This is a genomic window from Streptomyces sp. CB02400 (genome assembly GCF_001905725.1).
GTDB classification, from domain to species: Bacteria; Actinomycetota; Actinomycetes; order Streptomycetales; family Streptomycetaceae; genus Streptomyces; species Streptomyces atrovirens.
The window spans coordinates 215,639-234,568 of the sequence record NZ_LIWB01000007.1; the positions used below are offsets into that span (position 1 = coordinate 215,639).

Below are 18,930 nucleotides of genomic sequence, written 5' to 3' on the forward strand. Positions count from 1 at the left end.
CCGGCCCCCTCACATCTCCATTCCGGCCTGGTTCATGAGCGGCCGCAGTTCCACGGCGTTGTACCGGGCGTCCGGCCAGCGCGCGGCGATCTCGGTGGCGCGTTCCAGGCTGTCGCAGTCGAAGATGCAGTAGCCGCCCAGGAACTCCTTGGCCTCCACGAACGGTCCGTCCGTGACCGTGGGCACGCCGTCGCGCACCCGTACGGACTTCGCGTTCGTCTCGTCGGCGAGCGCCTCACCACCGACCCACTCGCCGGACGCGGTGAGCTCCTCCATCAGCGCGCCCACTTCGGCGGCCACCTCTTCCATCTCCTTGGACAGGGTCTCCCGGGTCGCGGGATTGCTGTAGATCAGCAGCATGTACTTCATCGGTGGTCACTCCTCGTCCGTTCCGGTTCACGGGCTTCGGCGTCCGGTACGGGCGCCTGCCCACTAGTGGGTCGGAACAGACTCCGTGATCTCTACATCCCGCCGCTCCCGTATTTCACCACCGGGGCGTACGTGGCGGAGCAGGGCCACGACGAGGACGGCCACCACGGTCAGCAGGACGGAGCTGACACCGGCCGCGACGTGCATGCCGCCGGTGAAGGCGTCACGGGCGGAGCTCAGCAGTGCCGCTCCTGCCTGGCCGGGCAGCTGTTCCGCGGCGCTCACCGCCCCGGCGAGGGTGTCGCCGGCGGCCTCCGCCGCCGCGGGCGGGGCGGTGTCGGGGACCGCCCCCTCGATCCGGTGGCGGTAGACGGCGGTCGCCAGGCTGCCGAGGGTGGCGAGGCCGAGCGCGAAGCCGAACTGCCCGCTGGTCTCGTTCATCGAGGCCGCCGATCCGGCCTTCTCGAGCGGTGCGGAGCCGACGACGAGGTCGGTGCCCAGGACCACCGCCGGGCCGCCTCCGGTGTTCATCAGGGCGAACCCGGTCACCACGGCCGTCAGTCCGGGCCCCGGGCCGGCGTCGGCCCGGGTGAGCAGCAGCAGGCCGGCCGCCGCGACCAGCAGCCCGGTCCCGATCACGTACGCGGGACGGATCCGGCGCGCGACGACCGGGGCGAGCAGGGAGCCGACGACCGACCCGACCATCGCGGGAAGCATGCACAGACCCGCCCGGAACGGCGTCAGCCCCTCGACCAGTTGCAGGTACTCGGTGACGAAGAGCATGGTCGCGCCGACGAGCAGCGTGTTGAAGAACATCGTCCCCAGCGCGGTGGAGAACGCGCGGTCGGCGAAGAGCCGCAGGTCCAGCAGGGGATCGGCGAGCCGCCACTGCCGGAGCGCGAACACCACGCCGGCGGCGGCACCGGCCACGACGGCCAGCACCGGCACCGGCTGCCGGCCGGCCCTGGCCAGTTCCTTCAGCCCGTAGGCGGCCGGCAGGAGCGCGGCCAGGGAGAGCGCGACGCTCGCGGGATCCAGGCGCCCGGCCCGTGGAGCGCGGTACTCGGGCAGCAGCACCGGCCCCAGCACCAGCAGCAACGCCATCGCCGGCACGCCCAGCAGGAACACCGAGCCCCACCAGAAGTGCTCCAGCATGGCGCCGCCGACGAGCGGGCCGATCGTGGCGCCTCCGGTCAGGCACACCATCCAGATGCTGATGGCCACCGCCCGCTGCCCGGGGTCCCGGAACAGGTTGGTGATCAGGGCCATCGTCGACGGTGCCAGCGTCGCCCCGGCGATCCCGAGCAGCGCCCGGGCCGCGATCAGCGTGCCGGGACTGTCGGCGTACGCGGCCAGGACGGAGGCCGCGCCGAAGGCGACCGCGCCGGTCAGCAGCAGCCTGCGGCGGCCGATGCGGTCGCCGAGGGTGCCCGTCGTGATCAGGAATCCGGCGAGCATGAACGCGTAGATGTCCGTGATCCACAGTTGTTCGGTGCTGTCGGCCCCCAGGTCCGTGCTCAGTTTCGGCAGCGCCAGCAGCAGTACGAAGACATCGATGGAGACCAGCAGCGTGGGCAGTGCCAGCACCGCCAGCCCGGCCCACTCCCGCCGCCCGGCCCGCCCGTCGCCGACGCCGGCCGTCGCGCCCGCCCTGTCCGTACCCATGGGACCTTCCTCCCGCCCGCCCGCCGCTCACGGGCGGCGACGGACGCTCCGGCGCCCGCCCTGTGCGGGCGCCTCTCACCGGTGGGTCGGAACAGCCGGACGGACTTCGACATCCGCCGCGCACGCCGTCGTGACGCCCGCAGGTGAGTGGCGGGGCGATGGCGGTTACCCGGCACGGGTGGCCGAGGAAGGGAGCGAGCCGTGCGATTCCAAAGCCGGGCGCATGCCGGACAGGAGCTGGCCGTCAGGATGCTGGAGTGGGCGAGCAGCGGTGATCTCGCGAATGTGACCGTGCTGGCGCTGCCGCGCGGTGGCGTTCCGGTCGGGGCGGAGATCGCCCGGGCGATGCAGGTGCCCCTGGACGTCCTGGTGGTCCGCAAGATCGGGGTTCCCGGATCTCCCGGGGTGAGTGTCGGGGCGATCGCCGGGGACGATCCCCCGGTCTTCGACCGTACGGGGCTGAGGGCCATGGACCTCTCGGAGGACAAGCTCGGCGCCGAGGTGGCCCGGGCGCGGGTCGAGCTGCACCGGCGGGAGGGCGTCTACCGGGGCGGGCGTCCCGCCCCGGACATCAGCGGTCACAGCATCGTGGTCGTGGACGACGGGCTGGTCACGGGGGTCACCGCCCGCGCGGCGCTGCGGCACCTCCGGCGCGGCGGTCCGCTACGGCTGACGCTGGCGGTGCCGGTGTGCGGTCACGAGACCGCCACGGCGCTGCGGGACGAGGCCGACGACGTGGTCTCCCTGTACCAGCCGCAGCGGCTGCGGTCGGTCGGCGAGTGGTACGAGGACTTCCACCAGGTCACCGACCAGGAGGTACTGGACGCCCTGCGGGAACTGCACCCGGCCTAGGCACTTCCTGGCCGACGGTGGCCAGCAGGTTCGCGACCAGTGGGTTCGGGTCGTCGCTCCGCCAGGCGACGGCGACGTGGGTGCGGGCGGTGCCGGGGGTGACGGCGCGGAAGGCGACGCCCTTGAGGCGGATGCGGCGGATGCTCGCCGGGGCCAGGGAGACACCGAGACCGGTCTCCACCAGGGCGCACACGGTCTGCCACTCCACCGCGTGCTGGGCGATCCGGGGGGTGAAGCCCGCCTCGGCGCACAGGCCGGTGATCCGGTCATAAAGCCGCGGGCCGACTTCGCGGGGCAGGAGCACGAACGGCGAGTCCGCCAACTGGTCCAGACGCACGGTGCGTCGGGCGGCGAGCGGATGGGCCGCCGGCAGGACGGCGACGAACGGCTCGGTCAGGATGGTCCGGAAGCCGATCTCCGTCTCCCCGTCGGGGGGTTCGCGCAGCAGGCCGATGTCGATGGTGCCCTCGCGCAGGGCGGCGATCTGGGGCGCGGTGGTCATCTCGTGGATGTCCAGGCGCACGTCGGGGAACCGCTGCCGGAAGGTGCGCAGCAGGCCGGGCAGGACGGTCAGGGCGAGGGAGGCGGCGAAGCCGATCCGCAGGCGGCCCGCCCGGCCGCTTCCGGCGGCGCGGGCGGCGGACAGGCCGTCCGTGAGGTCGGCCAGGGCCCGTCGTACGGCGGGGAGCAGTTCGCGGCCGGCCGGGGTGAGGGTGACGCGTCCCGGTTCCCGGTGGAACAGCGGATGTCCGACCTTCTCCTCCAGGCGGCGGATCTGCTGGCTCAGCGGTGGCTGGGCGATGCCCAGCCGGGTGGCCGCGCGGCCGAAGTGCAGTTCCTCGGCGAGTACGACGAAGGCGTGCAGCTGCGGCAGCGGGAGTTCGGGGCGAAGCGCGGGACGCGTCATACGCCCAGAGATATCAGGTCATGCCTCTGCTGGTATTAGACGTATCGGTGCTGGTCACATAGCGTCCCGCGTATGACAGAGCGACGTGCGGTCCTCAGCGGCTCGACGTTCGAGGAGCAGATCGGCTACGCCCGCGCCGTGGTCCACGGCGACTGGGTGCACGTGTCCGGGACGACCGGCTTCGACTACACCACCATGACGATCTCCGACGACGTGGTGGAGCAGGCCGAGCAGTGTCTGCGCAACATCGGGGCCGCGCTGGCCGAGGCGGGGTGCTCCTTCGCCGACGTGGTGCGGGTGCGCTACATCCTGCCCGACCGGGACGACTTCGAGCCCTGCTGGCCGGTCCTGCGCCGCTGTTTCGGCGACGTCAGGCCGGCCGCCACGATGCTCATGTGCGGTCTGGCCGATCCGCGTATGAAGATCGAGATCGAGGTGTACGCGCAGCGGCCGGCCCGGTGACGGCCGGTCCGGCATCCCCGGTGTTCAGCTCTCGGCCGGGGTGAGCACGACGAAGTCCGCGTCGAAGGGGTCGAGGCAGACGGCCAGGCGGCCGACGCCTTCCGCGTCCTCCGGGCCCATCTGCACGCTTCCGCCGTTCTCGGTGACCTCGGCCACTGCGGCGTCGCAGTCGGTGACGTTGAAGACCGGGTGCCAGTACGGCCGCCCGCCCGCCAGGGCGAGGTCCTCCTTGCGGACCTCCATGAGGCCGCCGTGCATCCGCTCCTCGGGCAGTCCGGCCGGGGTGATCAGGGTGTAGGTGCCCTCGCCGCCCGGCATCTCCATGTCGCTGAACCGCCAGCCGAGGACACCGCCGTAGAACTCCTTCGCGGCCGCCGCGTCGCTGGTGTACAGCTCGGTCCAGGACAGTGAGCCCGGCTGGTCCACCAGGTCGACGCCCTTGCTCTCCCCCGGCTGCCAGACGGCGAACTGGCCGCCCAGCGGGTCGCTGTACTGTGCCATCCGGCCCCATTGTTCGAGGTCCATCGGCGGCACCCGCACGGTGCCGCCGGCGCGCTCCACCGCCTGGGTCGTGGCGTCCGCGTCGGCGACGGTGTAGTAGATCATCCAGGCCGGGCGGGCGCCCTCCTCGGTGAGCTTGCCGAGCCCGGCGACCATCTTGCCGTCCTTGCGGAACATCCCGCCTTCCATGTCCTCCCCGTCCCCCATGGGCTCGTAGTCCCAGCCGAGGACCGCGCCGTAGAAGGCCGCGGCGGCCCGGACGTCGGGGGACCCGAGGTCGAGCATGCAGGGGGAGCCGGGGGCGAAGTCAGTGGTGATCACCGCGATGTCCTTTCGCTGAATCCCATTTGTCCTCAGCGTGCCACCGGGCACTGACACTCGCCCTTCGGCTACTCCTTCTCCGCCGCCTCGCGCTTCGTGAACGGCAGCACGAGCCGGGAGGGGTGTGCGGCGTCGCGGTAGATCTTGTGGGTGACGGGGCGGCCGACCGGCAGGTGGAAGGCGTCCGGCGGCAGCAGCGCGTTGTGCGCGTCGGCGAGCGGTTCGTCGTCGGAGAGTTCCGCGACCAGTCTGTGGCCGGGCAGGAACGTCGCCGCGAACGGGTAGACGCGCAGCACGTACTCCTCGATCTTCCCCGGTTCGACCGGCACCGCGCGGGTGTGCGGGTGGCGGGGGTCGCCCTCGGTGGTGCGTTCCTCGTCGAGCTCGCGGTGCGAGGCCTTGAGGTAGGCGGTGGTGACGGGCTGCCGCTTGCCAGCCCGGGAAGCCGTTGGCCGCCCCGTGGACCTGGACGGCGTCGCCGGTGAACACCGAGCGCTGGCCGTCGACGACATAGGCGACCGATCCGGGTGTGCGGCCCGGGACGGAGTGCACCGAGACGGTGACGTCGCCGCCGGGGGAGAGCGTCTCGCCGCCCCTGACCAGCAGGGTGGGCTCCATCTCGCCGGAGATGACGGCGTTCGCGGCCGCCGTCGCCTTCGCCTCGCCCTCGGGGTCGCCCAGGTACCGGCCCCGGCCCGCGAGGTACTCCTCCACATGGGCCCGCCGTGAGCGGAGCATCGGTGCGTCGGCCTCGTGGATGACCACCTGTGCGCGCCGGCCGGTGAGTTCCCACAGGGCGTGCCGCTGGTCCCGCAACTCGGTCCGGGGCGTCCTCGGCGCGGTCACGGAGGCGGAGACGGTCGTCACCGCCGTAGGGGACGTGCCCGGCACCGGAGGGCGCCGTACCGGTCGACGCGCGGCCTCGTACGCCACGGCTTCCCGCTTTCCGGGCCGGGGATCGGCATGGTCCCGAACCCCCGGCTGAGTGGTCAGGGCTTCGCCGTTCGGCGTCTCAGCGGGGCCGGCGGGAGTTGAGCCGGGCGGCCTGGCGTGTCAGGTGGGCGCGCTCGGCGAGGTCGGATGCCTTGTGGGCCGCCTCGGCGTACAGCCGTGCCGCCGTCGCCGGGTCGCCGTCGCGCTCGTGGAGGTACGCCGCCACCGCGGTGTGGCGGGGCAGGGAGGAGTCCAGCTCCGCGAGCGCCGCCAGCCCGGCGCGCGGCCCGTCTGCCTCGCCGACGGCGACCGCGCGGTTGAGCCGGACGACCGGGCTGTCGGTCAGGCGCGTGAGTTCGTCGTACCACTCGACGATCTGCACCCAGTCGGTCTCCCCGGCGGTGGGCGCGTCGGCGTGGAGGGCGGCGATGGCGGCCTGGGCCTGGAACTCGCCCAGCCGGTCACGGGCGAGGGCCGCCTGCAGGATCCCGATGCCTTCGGCGATCGCCCCGGTGTCCCAGCGGCCGCGGTCCTGCTCCGCGAGCGGCACCAGGCCCCCGTCGGGCGCGGTGCGGGCGGCGCGCCGGGCGTGGTGGAGCAGCATGAGGGCGAGCAGCCCCGCCGCCTCGGGGTGGTCGACGGCGGCCGCGAGCTGCCGGGTGAGCCGGATGGCCTCGGCGGCGAGGTCGACGTCCCCCGAGTAGCCCTCGTTGAAGACCAGGTAGAGGACGCGCAGCACGGTGGCGACGTCGCCGGGCCGGTCGAAGCGCACACCGGACACGGTGCGCTTCGCCCGGCTGATCCGCTGCGCCATGGTCGCCTCGGGCACCAGGTAGGCCCGGGCGATCTGACGGGTGGTGAGCCCGCCGACGGCGCGCAGGGTGAGCGCGACCGCGGAGGACGGCGTCAGCGACGGATGGGCGCACAGGAAGTAGAGCTGTAGCGTGTCGTCCGCGTCGGGTGCGGGCCCGGGTGCCGGTTCCTCGTCGACGCGGTCCTCACGCCTGCGGCGGGCGGCGTCCGCTCGCGTCGCGTCGAGGAACTTGCGCCAGGCCGTGGTGATCAGCCAGCCCTTGGGGTCCCGCGGCATGTCGGCGGGCCAGACGCGGATCGCCTCGACCAGCGCGTCCTGTACGGCGTCCTCGGCCGCCGCGAAGTCGGCTCCGCGGCGGACCAGGATGGCGAGGACGCTCGGTGTGAGGCTGCGGAGCAGGGCCTCGTCCATGGGTGAGGTCACTCCGTGATGGTGGGCGACACGCCGTAGAACGGGCGCAGCTCCAGCCACTCGTGGATCGGCTTCCCGCCCGCCCCGGGGGCGGCCGACAGTTCCCCGGCCAGCTCGACGGCGCGCTCGTAGTCGTCGACGTCGATCACCATCCAGCCGGCGATGAGGTCCTTGGTCTCGGCGAACGGGCCGTCGGTGACCGGCGGGCGCCCCTCCCCGTCGTACCGGACCCACGTGCCCTCGGGCGCGAGCGCCTGGCCGTCGACGAACTCGCCGGTCTTCTCCAGCCGGGCCGCGAAGTCGTTCATGTACTGGATGTGCGCCGAGATCTCCTCGGGCGTCCACTGGTCCATGGGGACGTCGTTGACCGCGGCGGGAGCGCCTCGGTAGTGCTTCAGCAGCAGGTACTTGGCCATGGTGTGCTCCTCGGTTCCGATGCGGCCATTGTGGTCGCGTTCACCCCGGGGACGGAGCCGGACGCGGGTTCTCGACATCTCCGCCGGAATTTTTTCCGGGTTCTCGTGCCGGGTCCCGTCAGGTCAGCAGCCGCACCCGGCTCGCGCCGAGTTCGTCGGGCATCTGGTCGCGGGTGAGCTTCCAGTCGGCACGGTGCCGGTGCCGGGCGACGTAGTCGAGCCGGGACATGGCGAGTACGCCCCGGAAGCGGCGCTGGTGGGGCTCGAACCGTCCGGCCGCCGTCAGCCCGTCCTCGATGTCGCTGATGGCCTCCTCCAGTCAGCGCTCGACCGGGTCGGTGAGTTCCGGGTCGATCACCGCGGCATCGCGGCCGCTGCGGATGATCGGCCGGATGGCCGGCCGGATGTCGGCGGTCCGCCGCAGCCACGCCATGACCGCGTCCGGTGTCCCCTCGGCGACGGTGGCGACGAGGTCCCGCGCCGTGGAGCCGTGCTCGGAGGGGGCGGACGCGCTGCAGTGCCTCGTTGAGCCGCTCGTCGATGAGCGCTTTCATCAGTTCGCTGCGGGAGGGGAAGGACGCGTAGAAGGTCACGCGTGCGGTGCCCGCGGCGGTCGCGATGTCGTCGGCCGTGGTGGCGGTGTACCCCTTCGTCTTGAACAGCTCGAGTCCCGACTCCAGCAGCAGGCGGCGGGTCATCTGCTTCTGCGCCTCACGAAGGTTCGCCGTGCCGGAGACCCTGACGCCGCCCCGGCACGGCGAACGCTCACCTTGCGTACCGTGAAGCCTTCGGAGGAGCAGGTCGACGTCGAGTCGCTCCCGCAGCCGGGCGGCCGTGATGCCGTACGTCTCCAGGACGCGGATCCCGTCGGGGCCGGGGCGAAGACGCCGTGGTCGGTGTGGACGCGCCTGACCGTCAGCTCGGTGACGGTCGTGGCGCTGAACAGCGTGCCTCCGCACCTGGCGGGCATGGCCGGCGCCACCACCGACATGCTGCGCGGCCTCGGTTTCGCGCTCGGCCCGTCGTCGGTGCGGTCGCCCTCAGCGGCGCGGGACCGGCGTTCACGGCGAACCTGCCGGGTGCGGACCTGACGCCCGGTGAGGCCGCCGCGGCGGGTGAGATCGCCCGGACGGACGGGCCGATCGCGGCGAACAGTCTGCTGCCCGGAACCCCCGGATCGACGGCGCACGGGCTCGCCCTGGGCAGCGGCTTCGGCACCGCCCACCTGGTGTGCGGGGTGGCGGTGGCCGTCGCCGCGGCTCTGACCGCCTTCGGCATGACCGGGATCCGCGCCCGCCGCTCCTCGGCGGACGAGGAGTCCGGTGTCCTGCCGTCCGCGCCGGACGACAGGACACCGGACCTGGCCGCCGCGTCCTAACTCAGCGGCTCGATACGGAGGTTGCGGTAACGGACCTTGTTGCCGTGGTCCTGCAGCCGGATGGCTCCGGCTGCGGGACCCTCGGCGATCCCGCCGCCCGTCGGGCCGTCGACGGTCACGTTGTCGTGGATCTTCTTGCCGTTCCACACCACGGTGACCCGCGCGTCCGACGTCTTGTTCCCTTCGGCGTCGTAGCGCGCCGCGTGGAAGACGATGTCGTACGACTGCCAGGTCTCGGGCGCCCCGGCGGCGTTCACGTCGGGGGCCTTCTTCAGATAGATCGCTCCCGCTTCGTTGGTGTCGAGCGTGGTGTCGCCGTAGGAGTCCAGGATCTGGAGCTCATAGCGGTCCTGGAGGTAGACGCCGCTGTTGGCGCGGTCCTGGCCCGTCACGTCCGGGGGCAGCTGGGGCAGCCAGTACTCCACGTGCAGCTTGAAGTCGTCGTAGCTGTTCTTGGTACGGATGTCTCCGCAGCAGACCTCCATCGCACCGTCGGTGACGGGCCACTGAACCGGGCGCCCGTCGGTGTGCTGCCACCGGTCGAGGCCGTCGCCGTCGAACAGGCTGACCGGCCTGCCGTGCCGGTCGACGCTGAGGAGGTCGAGGTTGACGTGGCCGGTGTCGCCCTCGTCGTACCGGTAGGCGATGCTGTTGTGCCCGGCGCGCAGCCTCAGGGTCTCGGTCTGCGTCGACCAGGTGTCCCAGTCACCGGTGCTGCGGAACTCGGCCTGCTTCACCTTCCGGCCGTTGACGTACAGGGAGAGGGACTTGGTGCCCTGGAAGGGGTTCGGTCCGTTGGAGTAGCGCAGCCCCACGTCGTACGTTCCGCTCCTGCGCACCTCGACGTCGAAGGTCGTGGTGGCGCCCTGGGTGCCGTACCGGTCGACGAAGCCGCTGCCGGAGTAGCCCCGGTGGTCGGTGTTGATGCCGGCCGCGCCGGTGAGGGCCGCCTCCTCGGCCTCGTACAGCGGGCCCTGTGCGGGCTGCTTGCCCGGCATGGCGTTGAGGGTGTACCAGGCCTCCGTGCTCCACAGGGTCTCGCCCGAGGCCGAGCTGAACGGGCGCGGGGAGCGGACGTGCACGACGCGGCCCGGCTTGAGTCCCTCGACGGCCAGGGTCACCTTCTTGCGGTCGCGCGACAGCTTGGCCGAGGTCACCTCCAGTGTCTCCTCGGCGATCTTGGGTCCGCCGTAGTCGCGCGTCGGGGTGTAGCGCCACTGTTCGGCCTCGTAGTGGCTGACAAGGTTGTCAGCGGTCTCCTGTGACAGCGGCTGGGTGTACTCCAGCTCGAAGCCGCCCTTCTTCACCCGCATGGCCTGGATGTCGAAGGTGTTGCCGCCGTTCGGCGTCAGCTTCTGGAGGCCGTACCTGAGCTTGCCCTCCTGGCCCCAGTTGCCGTCCGCCCCCAGACCGCCCGCGTAGATCGCGCCGTCGGGGCCCATGGTGATCCGGTTGACGCCGGCTTCGAGGCCCTGGGTGAAGCGGAAGACGGCACCCTGGTACTGGCCCTTGACCTTCTCCAGGTAGGCGCGCTGGAGACCGCCGTAGGTGACGTCACCGAACAGCATCTGCCCCTTGAACCTGCCCTTGGTCAGATAGAGCGGGTTACTGGGCGAGTTGGCGATCTCGTTCTGCGGGAGCCAGAGCACCGGCTGGGTCACCGGCTCGGAGTCGAAGGGGCCCGCGGGGTTGGTGTAGTGGTTGAAGAAGCGGTCCTGCTCGATGTGGACCAGCTTCGAGGAAGGGAGCCAGCCGCCCTGGTTGTCGGTGGCGAAGATGTCACCGCCGGGGCCCCAGCCGATGCCGTTCGGGGTGCGCAGGCCACCGGCTATGTAACTCACCTCGCCGGTCTTCTTGTCGACCTTGATGGTGGCGCCGCGGCCGGGTGCGGGCTGCGGGTCCGTGGTGGCGCCGCCGTAGTTGATGGCGACGGAGAGGTTCAGATAGAAGTAGCCCTCGCGGTACAGCAGTCCGAAGGCGAACTCGTGGAAGTTGCCGCCGTAGGGCCAGGTGGCGATCGTCCTGAACTCGTCCATGACGCCGTCGCCGTCGCTGTCGCCCAGCTCCGTCAGCTCGTGCTTCTGGGAGACGAAGATGGTGCCGTCGACGACCTTGAGGCCCATCGGCTCCTTGAGGCCCTCGGCGATCTTCGTGGCCTTCACCTCGTCCGGGCCGGTGGTGCCGGTGACCTCGTCCATGACGTAGACCTCGCCGGCGGTGTTGTCGGTGCCGCCCCAGGTGCTCACCACCAGACGGCCGTCGGGCAGCCAGTCCATGCCGGTGACCTGCGGTTCGAAGCCCTCGGGGCGCAGGTCGGTGAGGGTGTGGTCGGGGCGCACCGAGTTGAGCGGGAGGCCGTCGCCCGGCGAGTCCCTGATGCCCTCGCACTCCTTGCGGCCCGGTGCGGTGACGCGGACCACGCCGGCGTCGGTGCTCAGGGCCGCGTTCGGCACGGTCACGAAGTCGCTCGCGCCCGGCGGCTGCCAGGCGAGGTGGAGCACCTGGTCGCCGCCGCGCTCGAAGTGGTCGATGCGCAACGCGTGCATGCCCTCGGTGAGTTGGACGGTGCCGTCCTTGGGTTCGGCACCGTGCAGCCCGTCGTGGTCGATGACCACCTGGTCGTCGACCAGCAGCCGTGAGCCGTCGTCGCTGGAGAGCCGGAAGGTGTACGAGCCGTCGGCCGGCACATGGATGTTGCCGGTGACCTGGGTGACGAAGTTGTCGCTGAACCCGCCGAAGTCGCCGGTCGTGCTCCAGTCGACGGTCGGCATCAGCTTGTCGACGTTGGGGGTCTGTCCGGGCTTGAGTGTGCAGATCTTCTCGAGCGGGACCTGGACGTCGAAGACGCGCAGGGTGACTCCGGGCTCCTGGGGCGGCACGTCGGCCTGGGACGCGGAGCCCGGCCGGGCCGATGCCAGGGGGGCTCCCCAGAGCCCGCCCGCGACGAACGCGCCGACGAGCAGTCCTGTCAGGGATCTTCGGGCGCGCCGGTACAGCCGTGCGTCCATGCTTCCTCCTGCTGAGTCGACCGGAGGGCCGGATAACTCCGGTGCCGAATGGGCGAAACGCCAACGGTTGCGGCCGACACGCTAGGAGACTTCTGCTCAACCCGTCCATACTTTGTCATCGATGAGTTCAAAGTCCTTCCGGTGGGCAGCATTCATCGATGTAATGGGTGCGCTGTGGAACCGGTGCGCGGTTACGGGGAGGGCGGGAGGCGGTAGACGGAGACGTGGGAGCGCGACTCGGCGGTGAACGCGGCGCCGTCCCAGTCCGCGTGCCTGGACTCCAGCTCGAAACCGGCCAGTTGGGCCATGAGGTCGAGTTCGGCCGGCCAGATGTAGCGGTGCGGGCTGCGGAACAGCTCCGCCTGCCGGCTGTCGTCGAAGTGGAAGTGGTGCGACACGACGTGCTGGCGCAGGACGTCGTAGGTGTCCAGGCCGATGTACCCGGACTCGGAATGCCAGACCGTGGCCGTCTGACCCGGTGGGAGTTTGCGCAGTTCGGGGACCCAGAGTTCGATCACGAACCGTCCGCCGGGGCCGAGGTGACGGGCGGCGTTGCGGAAGCACTCGACCTGCTCGGCCTGGGTGAGCAGATTGGAGATGGTGTTGAAGACGAGGTAGACCAGGGTGTACTCACCGGGGGCGACCGTGGTCGCCATGTCACCGATGATCACGGGGATCGTCGCCTCGTCGGCCTTGGTACGCAGTTGCTCCACCATCGGCAGGGACAACTCGACGCCGGTGACGGGCACTCCGCGCCCGGCGAGCGGAACGGCCACCCGGCCCGTGCCGATGGCGAACTCGAGTGCCGCCCCCTCCCCCGCGAGCCGGGCGAGGCGGTCCACTGCCGGGTCCAGAACCTCGGGCGCGAACATGCCGGTGCCGGGCGTGTCATAGCGCCGGGCGGTGTCCGCGTCCCAGATCTCCTTCTGCTCCATGCCCCCAACGCTCGCCGCCGCGCCCGGTGCTGTCCAGCGAATTACGTCAGGGCTTGCGGGCGAGACCGCCGTGCTCACCGATGGGTTCCGGGGCGGGGGTGTCGCTGTCCGGGCGCCAGAGCGGGACCGAGACGACGCCGGGCTCGACGAGGTCCAGGCCCTCGAAGTACGCCGCGATCTGATCGATGGTGCGCAGGTTGTAGGGGACGGCGCCGCTCTCGTTGTAGGCGTCCTGGGCCTGCTCGAAGACGGGGTCGATGCCGCGCGAGCCGTCGTTGACGGAGAGGTAGCTGCCGGAGGGCAGTGCGGCCATCAGCCGGGTGACGATGGAACGGGCCTGGTCGTAGTCGGCGATGTGGCCCAGGATGTTGCTGAGGATGAGGGCGGTGGGACGCTTGAAGTCCAGCGTCTCGGCGGCGACCTCCAGGATGCGGTCGGGGTCCAGGATGTCGGCGTCCACGTACGCGGTCGCCCCCTCCGGGGTGGAGTAGAGCAGGGCGCGGGCGTGGGCCAGGACCATCGGGTCGTTGTCGACGTAGACGATCCGGGACTCGGGGGCGATCCGCTGGGCGACCTGATGGGTGTTGTCGGCCGTCGGCAGTCCGGTCCCGATGTCCAGGAACTGCCGGATGCCCACCTCGCCGGCCAGATAGGTGATGTTGCGGCGCAGGAAGGCACGGCTGCTGCGGGCGATGGTGACGATCCCGGGGAAGACGGCGGTGTAGGCGTCGCCGGCCTCCTCGTCGACGGGGTAGTTGTCCTTCCCGCCCAGCCAGTAGTTCCAGATGCGGGCCGAGTGCGGCACCGAGGTGTCGATCTTCTGCTGCGCTGATCCGGGCGCCGCGGCAGGGTCGGTCATGAGTACCGTCCGTAGTCGTTCGGGAGCTGTTCTGGCCAACGCATAATCTACGGTCCCACAGCTCGGCGGCGCAGGCTTGTTCGGCAGGGACACGGGGCGACTTCACATCGCGCGGTCCGCGAAACGGGCCAGGTTCACCGCCGCGCCGCGCGGTCCGGTGGCCGCTGATTCCTCGCTCCCGCCGCCCCTTCCCGTTCCCGTCCTCAAGGGGCGCTGCCCCTTTGCCCCCGACGTGCGGGTGGGTGGGGGTTGTTCGCGTCCACGCGGCGGAGCCGCATATCGACACGGCCCCGCGCCCCTGCAGGGGCGCGGGGAACTGCGCGAACGGGGGTCCGGGGGCGGAGCCCCCAGGGACGGGAAGGGGCGGCGGGGGCGATGACCGCCTCTGGCAGCAGACGGCGGGAGCACCCTGCTGACCAGGCGGGCCGCCCAGCAGGGCGGGTCCAGCCGGCCGAAGGGCGGTCGAGGTGCGGCAGTCGGTCCACGGCGCCATCCTCCGTGCACCGGAACAGCCGAGCCGGCTCCCCTCTCAGCCGAGTTCCACCAGCAGGTCACCGCCCTCCACCTGCTGGATCCGGTTGATCGCCAGCCGGGCGACCGTGCCGGACTTCGGGGCGGTGATCGCGGCCTCCATCTTCATCGCCTCGATCGTGGCCACCGTGGCCCCGGCCGCCACCTCGTCGCCCTCGGCGACCGCGAGGGTCACCACACCGGCGAACGGGGCCGCGACATGGCCGGAGTCGGCGCGGTCGGCCTTCTCGGTGACCGGGACGTCGGAGGCCGCCGCCCGGTCGCGGACCTGGATCGGCCGCAACTGGCCGTTCAGGGTGGACATCACGGTGCGCATGCCCCGCTCGTCGGCGTCGCCCACCGCCTGCAGCTCGATGAGCAGCCGCACACCGGGGTCGAGGTCGACGCTGTACTCCGTGCCGGGGCGCAGCCCGTAGAAGAAGTCCTTGCTGTCCAGGACGCTGGTGTCGCCGAAGGACTGGCGGTGCGTCTCGAACTCCCGGGTGGGGCCGGGGAAGAGGAGCCGGTTGAGGGTCGGCCGGCGGTCCTTCGCCAGGCCCGCGCGGTCGTCGGCGGTCAGTTCCCGGACCGGCTTGGGTTCGGCGCGGCCCCGCAGGGCCTTGCTGCGGAACGGCTCGGGCCAGCCGCCGGGCGGGGTGCCCAGCTCACCGCGCAGGAAGCCGATGACGGAGTCCGGGATGTCGAACCGGTCGGGCTCCTCCTCGAAGTCCTCCGGGGAGACGCCCGCGCCCACCAGGTGCAGGGCCAGGTCGCCGACCACCTTCGACGAGGGAGTGACCTTCACCAGACGGCCGAGCATCCGGTCGGCGGCGGCGTACATCGCCTCGATGTCCTCGAAGCGGTCGCCGAGACCGAGGGCGATCGCCTGGGTGCGCAGGTTGGAGAGCTGCCCGCCGGGGATCTCGTGGTGGTAGACGCGGCCGGTCGGCGAGGCCAGGCCGGCCTCGAAGGGGGCGTAGACCTTGCGGACGCTCTCCCAGTAGGGCTCCAGGTCGCCGACGGCCGTCAGGTCCAGGCCGGTGGGGCGCTCGGAGTGGTCGGTCGCGGCGACGATCGCCGACAGGGAGGGCTGGGAGGTGGTGCCCGCCATGGAGGCCACGGCTCCGTCGACCGCGTCCGCGCCGGCCTGGATCGCGGCGAGGTAGGTGGCGAGCTGGCCGCCGGCGGTGTCGTGGGTGTGCAGGTGGACCGGCAGGTCGAACTCCCGGCGCAGGGCCGACACGAGGGTCGCCGCCGCGGGGGCCCGCAGCAGTCCGGCCATGTCCTTGACGGCCAGGATGTGCGCGCCCGCCTCGACGATCTGCTCGGCCAGACGCAGGTAGTAGTCGAGGGTGTAGAGCCGCTCGGACGGGTCGGACAGGTCGGCGGTGTAGCACAGGGCCACCTCGGCGACGGCCGTGCCGGTCTCGCGTACGGCGTCGATGGCGGGCCGCATCTGGGAGACGTCGTTGAGCGCGTCGAAGATGCGGAAGATGTCGATGCCGGTGGCCGCCGCCTCCTGCACGAAGGCGTCGGTCACCTCGGTCGGGTACGGGGTGTAGCCGACGGTGTTGCGGCCGCGCAGCAGCATCTGGAGGCAGATGTTGGGCACGGCCTCCCGCAGGGCGGCCAGCCGCTCCCAGGGGTCCTCGGCGAGGAAGCGCAGGGCGACGTCGTACGTGGCGCCGCCCCAGCACTCCAGGGAGAGCAGTCCGGGCAGGGTGTGCGCCACCACGGGGGCGACGGCGAGCAGGTCCTTGGTGCGGACGCGGGTGGCGAGCAGCGACTGGTGGGCGTCGCGGAAGGTGGTGTCGGTGACGCCGGTGGTCGGGGAATCGCGCAGCCGGCGGGCGAATCCGTCGGGGCCGAGTTCGGCGAGCCGCTGCCGGGAGCCGGCCGGCGGTTCACCGGCGGGCAGCGGCGGCAGCTTGGTGAGCGGGTCGATGAGCTGGGGCCGCTCGCCGTGCGGCTTGTTCACCGTGACGTCGGCGAGGTAGGTGAGCAGCTTGGTGCCGCGGTCGGCGGAGTGGCGGGCGGTGAGCAGCTCCGGGCGCTGCTCGATGAACGACGTGGTGACGTGTCCGGCCTGGAAGTCCGGATCGTCCAGGACCGCCTGCAGGAAGGGGATGTTGGTGGCGACGCCGCGGATGCGGAACTCGGCGACCGCGCGCCGGGCCCGGCCCACCGCGGCGCCGAAGTCCCGGCCCCGGCAGGTGAGTTTCACCAGCATCGAGTCGAAGTGGGCGCTGATCTCCGTACCGGCGTGGGTGGTTCCGCCGTCCAGGCGGATGCCGGAGCCGCCGGGTGAGCGGTAGGCGCTGATCCTGCCGGTGTCCGGGCGGAAGCCGTTGGCGGGGTCCTCGGTGGTGATGCGGCACTGCAGCGCGGCGCCGCGCAGGGTGACGGTCTCCTGCGAGAGCCCGAGGTCGGCGAGGGTCTCGCCGGCGGCGATGCGCAGCTGCGCCTGTACGAGGTCGACGTCGGTGACCTCCTCGGTGACCGTGTGCTCGACCTGGATGCGCGGGTTCATCTCGATGAAGACGTGGTTGCCGTCCCGGTCGAGGAGGAACTCCACCGTGCCGGCGTTGCGGTAGCCGATCTGCCGGGCGAAGTTCACGGCGTCGGCGCAGATGCGGTCGCGCAGCGCGGGGTCGAGGTTCGGGGCGGGCGCGAGTTCGATCACCTTCTGGTGGCGGCGCTGCACCGAGCAGTCCCGCTCGAACAGGTGGATGACGTCGCCCTGCCCGTCGGCGAGGATCTGCACCTCGATGTGGCGGGGTTCGACGACGGCCTTCTCCAGGAACACCGTGGGGTCGCCGAACGCGGACGCGGCCTCCCGGGAGGCCGCCTCGATGGACTCCCTCAGCTGGGCGGGGTCCTCGACGCGGCGCATGCCGCGCCCGCCGCCGCCGGCGACCGCCTTGACGAAGACGGGGAAGCCGATGCCGTCGGCGGCGCGGACGAGTTCGTCGACGTCGGTGGAGGGCGCCGAGGAGCCGAGCACGGGCACCCCGGCCTCGCGGGCGGCGGCCACCGCGCGGGCCTTGTTCCCGGTCAGTTCCAGGATCCGGGCGCTGGGTCCGACGAAGGTGATGCCGGCCTCTTCGCAGGCTTTGGCCAGTTCGGGGTTCTCGGACAGGAACCCGTAGCCCGGGTAGACGGCGTCGGCGTCCGCGCGGCGCGCGGCGCGGACGATCTCCTCGACGGAGAGGTAGGCCCGCACCGGGTGTCCCGGCTCGCCGATCTCGTACGCCTCGTCCGCCTTCAGGCGGTGCAGCGAGTTGCGGTCCTCGTGCGGGAAGACGGCGACGGTTCGGGCGCCCAGTTCGTAGCCCGCGCGGAACGCACGGATCGCGATCTCGCCGCGGTTGGCGACCAGCACCTTGCGGAACATTCTCGATCCCTTCAGCCTGCCGGTGACAGGGACCATCGTGTCGGTGGCAGGTCCGGTACGCCATGTGAGCCGGGCCACTCACTCCCGGCGTGTGGCGCTCAGGATGTCGAGCGCGGCGTCGACCACCTCCTCGGACGTGAACTGCCGCATGCGCGCGGGCTTCGCCCGACAGCCCCGTACGGTCAGGCCTGGCCGGTCTCGAAGCGGGAGATGCGGCCGTCGTCGTCGACGGTGAAGGACCACCGGGTGCGCATCTCGCCCCAGGTGTCGTTGCTGTAGCGGGCGAGGAGGCGGCGGCCGCCGCCGGACTCGTTGTCGACCTCCAGGTGCCCGTGGGAGGAGAAGATCTCCCGGTCGATCCACTCGGTGAGATCGCGCTCGGAACCGTCGTCCGCCATGGTCGCGCCGGGCGCCAGCAGGGACAGGAAACCGTCCCGGTCGTGGTTGTTGACGGCCGTGACGAAGGCGCGGACGGCGGGGTCGCTGAGACGGGTGCTCTGGATCGTCATGTCTGCCAGCGTCGTACCGGCCGCCGGTACCCGCCACCCGCGTCACCCGAACGGCGACCGGTGACGCGCCGGGCCGGTGGTGGGGGTGCGACGGTGGTCGGGCCAAGCCACTGCTCCGGGAGACGACGTGACCTGTTACGACCGACGTGATCTGGGCCTGCTGCTGCTCCGGCTGGGAACGGGCGGGGTGCTCGCGGCGCACGGCGCGCAGAAGCTGTTCGGCTGGTTCGGCGGCGGTGGCATCGAGGGCACCGGCCAGTTCATGGAGTCCATCGGCTATGTGCCCGGCAGGGCGAGCGCCACGGCGGCGGGCCTCGCCGAGGCCGGCGGGGGTGTGCTGCTCGCGCTCGGTCTGGCCACTCCGGCGGCGGGCGCCGCGGCGGCCGGCGCGATGGCGGGCGCGTCCGCCGTGCACGCGCCCAACGGCTTCTTCAACCAGGAGGGCGGCTTCGAGTACGCCGCGTCCCTGGGCCTGACGGCCGCCGGACTCGCCGTCACGGGTCCCGGCCGGCTCTCCCTGGACCACGCCCTCGGCCACGCGGTCAACCGGAACTGGATGATCCCGGTGGCCTTCGCGGTGACCGCGGCGGCCACGACGATGACGGTGGGGGCGCGCGTCCGGCGGCTGCGGAAGGCCAAGGAGGGCGAGCAGGAGACGCTGTTCGAGGAGTAGTCCGAGGGGCCGG

General features: G+C 71.8%; 17 protein-coding genes and 1 pseudogene. 5 read left to right on the forward strand and 13 right to left on the reverse strand.

All coding sequences use genetic code 11. The features are described from left to right. Positions 1–9: 9 nt before the first annotated feature. Entirely contained in the window at positions 10–369 is a 360-nt protein-coding gene (locus AMK33_RS19110) for a YciI family protein (RefSeq protein WP_073934045.1), read from the reverse strand. 63 nt (positions 370–432) lie between these two features. Then, entirely contained in the window at positions 433–2,034 is a 1,602-nt protein-coding gene (locus tag AMK33_RS19115; RefSeq protein ID WP_073934046.1) for an MFS transporter, read from the reverse strand. 201 nt (positions 2,035–2,235) lie between these two features. Between AMK33_RS19115 and AMK33_RS19120 the strand changes: the two genes are divergently transcribed. Continuing rightward, complete coding sequence (locus AMK33_RS19120; protein ID WP_201263045.1) at positions 2,236–2,886, forward strand: phosphoribosyltransferase; 651 nt, start codon at positions 2,236–2,238, stop codon at positions 2,884–2,886. Here the strand turns inward: AMK33_RS19120 and AMK33_RS19125 are convergent. Further along, positions 2,837–3,793, reverse strand: a complete 957-nt coding sequence (locus AMK33_RS19125) for a LysR family transcriptional regulator (protein ID WP_073934048.1) — start codon at positions 3,791–3,793, stop codon at positions 2,837–2,839. The genes AMK33_RS19120 and AMK33_RS19125 overlap by 50 nt on opposite strands. Positions 3,794–3,865: 72 nt before the next feature. Between AMK33_RS19125 and AMK33_RS19130 the strand changes: the two genes are divergently transcribed. After that, the gene (locus AMK33_RS19130; RefSeq protein ID WP_073934049.1) at positions 3,866–4,255 is read left to right on the forward strand and encodes a RidA family protein; all 390 of its coding nucleotides are present in this window, start codon (positions 3,866–3,868) and stop codon (positions 4,253–4,255) included. Between the two features lie 24 nt (positions 4,256–4,279). On the opposite strand, the gene AMK33_RS19135 is transcribed toward AMK33_RS19130, so the two are convergent. The 5 genes and pseudogenes from AMK33_RS19135 to AMK33_RS43885 all read right to left on the reverse strand — a co-directional run. After that, complete coding sequence (locus AMK33_RS19135; protein ID WP_073934050.1) at positions 4,280–5,077, reverse strand: VOC family protein; 798 nt, start codon at positions 5,075–5,077, stop codon at positions 4,280–4,282. A gap of 68 nt (positions 5,078–5,145) precedes the next feature. Continuing rightward, a complete protein-coding gene (locus AMK33_RS19140; RefSeq protein ID WP_235618136.1) occupies positions 5,146–5,589 on the reverse strand; it encodes a CocE/NonD family hydrolase C-terminal non-catalytic domain-containing protein in 444 nt (147 codons plus the stop codon). Between the two features lie 500 nt (positions 5,590–6,089). After that, positions 6,090–7,235 carry an RNA polymerase sigma factor gene (locus AMK33_RS19145; RefSeq protein ID WP_073934051.1) on the reverse strand — a complete coding sequence of 382 codons (1,146 nt, stop codon included), beginning with the start codon at positions 7,233–7,235 and terminating at the stop codon, positions 6,090–6,092. A gap of 8 nt (positions 7,236–7,243) precedes the next feature. Continuing rightward, on the reverse strand, positions 7,244–7,651 hold the full coding sequence (locus tag AMK33_RS19150) for a YciI family protein (protein ID WP_073934052.1): 408 nt from the start codon (positions 7,649–7,651) through the stop codon (positions 7,244–7,246). 602 nt (positions 7,652–8,253) lie between these two features. Beyond that, positions 8,254–8,349 (reverse strand): annotated as a pseudogene (locus AMK33_RS43885) (TetR family transcriptional regulator); the annotation flags it as partial. 81 nt (positions 8,350–8,430) lie between these two features. On the opposite strand from AMK33_RS43885, the gene AMK33_RS43265 reads away from it, so the two are divergent. Further along, a complete protein-coding gene (locus AMK33_RS43265; RefSeq protein ID WP_201263046.1) occupies positions 8,431–8,742 on the forward strand; it encodes a hypothetical protein in 312 nt (103 codons plus the stop codon). Between the two features lie 146 nt (positions 8,743–8,888). Beyond that, positions 8,889–9,029, forward strand: coding sequence for a hypothetical protein (locus tag AMK33_RS43270; protein ID WP_201263047.1), 141 nt, complete (start codon positions 8,889–8,891; stop codon positions 9,027–9,029). Here AMK33_RS43270 and AMK33_RS19165 read toward each other — a convergent pair. The 5 genes from AMK33_RS19165 to AMK33_RS19185 form a co-directional block, all read right to left on the reverse strand. After that, complete coding sequence (locus tag AMK33_RS19165) at positions 9,026–12,037, reverse strand: family 16 glycoside hydrolase (protein WP_073934054.1); 3,012 nt, start codon at positions 12,035–12,037, stop codon at positions 9,026–9,028. The genes AMK33_RS43270 and AMK33_RS19165 overlap by 4 nt on opposite strands. 191 nt (positions 12,038–12,228) lie before the next feature. Further along, complete coding sequence (locus AMK33_RS19170) at positions 12,229–12,972, reverse strand: class I SAM-dependent DNA methyltransferase (RefSeq protein ID WP_073934055.1); 744 nt, start codon at positions 12,970–12,972, stop codon at positions 12,229–12,231. A gap of 46 nt (positions 12,973–13,018) precedes the next feature. Continuing rightward, entirely contained in the window at positions 13,019–13,831 is an 813-nt protein-coding gene (locus AMK33_RS19175; protein WP_073934056.1) for an SAM-dependent methyltransferase, read from the reverse strand. Between the two features lie 529 nt (positions 13,832–14,360). Further along, on the reverse strand, positions 14,361–17,735 hold the full coding sequence (locus AMK33_RS19180) for a pyruvate carboxylase (RefSeq protein ID WP_073934057.1): 3,375 nt from the start codon (positions 17,733–17,735) through the stop codon (positions 14,361–14,363). A gap of 182 nt (positions 17,736–17,917) precedes the next feature. Next, positions 17,918–18,244 (reverse strand): hypothetical protein, encoded by a 327-nt coding sequence (locus AMK33_RS19185; protein WP_073934058.1) that lies wholly within the window; start codon positions 18,242–18,244, stop codon positions 17,918–17,920. 127 nt (positions 18,245–18,371) lie between these two features. Between AMK33_RS19185 and AMK33_RS19190 the strand changes: the two genes are divergently transcribed. After that, the gene (locus tag AMK33_RS19190) at positions 18,372–18,917 is read left to right on the forward strand and encodes a DoxX family protein (protein ID WP_073934059.1); all 546 of its coding nucleotides are present in this window, start codon (positions 18,372–18,374) and stop codon (positions 18,915–18,917) included. The last annotated feature ends 13 nt before the right edge of the window (positions 18,918–18,930 follow it).

Excerpts from the sequence above, each read along its gene's own strand:
- AMK33_RS19145 (WP_073934051.1), bottom strand. The coding sequence starts at position 7,235 with ATGGACGAGGCCCTGCTCCGCAGCCTCACACCGAGCGTCCTCGCCATC.
- AMK33_RS19150 (WP_073934052.1), bottom strand. The coding sequence starts at position 7,651 with ATGGCCAAGTACCTGCTGCTGAAGCACTACCGAGGCGCTCCCGCCGCG.
- AMK33_RS19175 (WP_073934056.1), bottom strand. The coding sequence starts at position 13,831 with ATGACCGACCCTGCCGCGGCGCCCGGATCAGCGCAGCAGAAGATCGAC.
- AMK33_RS19180 (WP_073934057.1), bottom strand. The coding sequence starts at position 17,735 with ATGTTCCGCAAGGTGCTGGTCGCCAACCGCGGCGAGATCGCGATCCGT.
- AMK33_RS19125 (WP_073934048.1), bottom strand. The coding sequence starts at position 3,793 with ATGACGCGTCCCGCGCTTCGCCCCGAACTCCCGCTGCCGCAGCTGCAC.
- AMK33_RS19165 (WP_073934054.1), bottom strand. The coding sequence starts at position 12,037 with ATGGACGCACGGCTGTACCGGCGCGCCCGAAGATCCCTGACAGGACTG.
- AMK33_RS19170 (WP_073934055.1), bottom strand. The coding sequence starts at position 12,972 with ATGGAGCAGAAGGAGATCTGGGACGCGGACACCGCCCGGCGCTATGAC.
- AMK33_RS19140 (WP_235618136.1), bottom strand. The coding sequence starts at position 5,589 with ATGTCGTCGACGGCCAGCGCTCGGTGTTCACCGGCGACGCCGTCCAGG.
- AMK33_RS19110 (WP_073934045.1), bottom strand. The coding sequence starts at position 369 with ATGAAGTACATGCTGCTGATCTACAGCAATCCCGCGACCCGGGAGACC.
- AMK33_RS19115 (WP_073934046.1), bottom strand. The coding sequence starts at position 2,034 with ATGGGTACGGACAGGGCGGGCGCGACGGCCGGCGTCGGCGACGGGCGG.
- AMK33_RS19130 (WP_073934049.1), top strand. The coding sequence starts at position 3,866 with ATGACAGAGCGACGTGCGGTCCTCAGCGGCTCGACGTTCGAGGAGCAG.
- AMK33_RS19185 (WP_073934058.1), bottom strand. The coding sequence starts at position 18,244 with ATGACGATCCAGAGCACCCGTCTCAGCGACCCCGCCGTCCGCGCCTTC.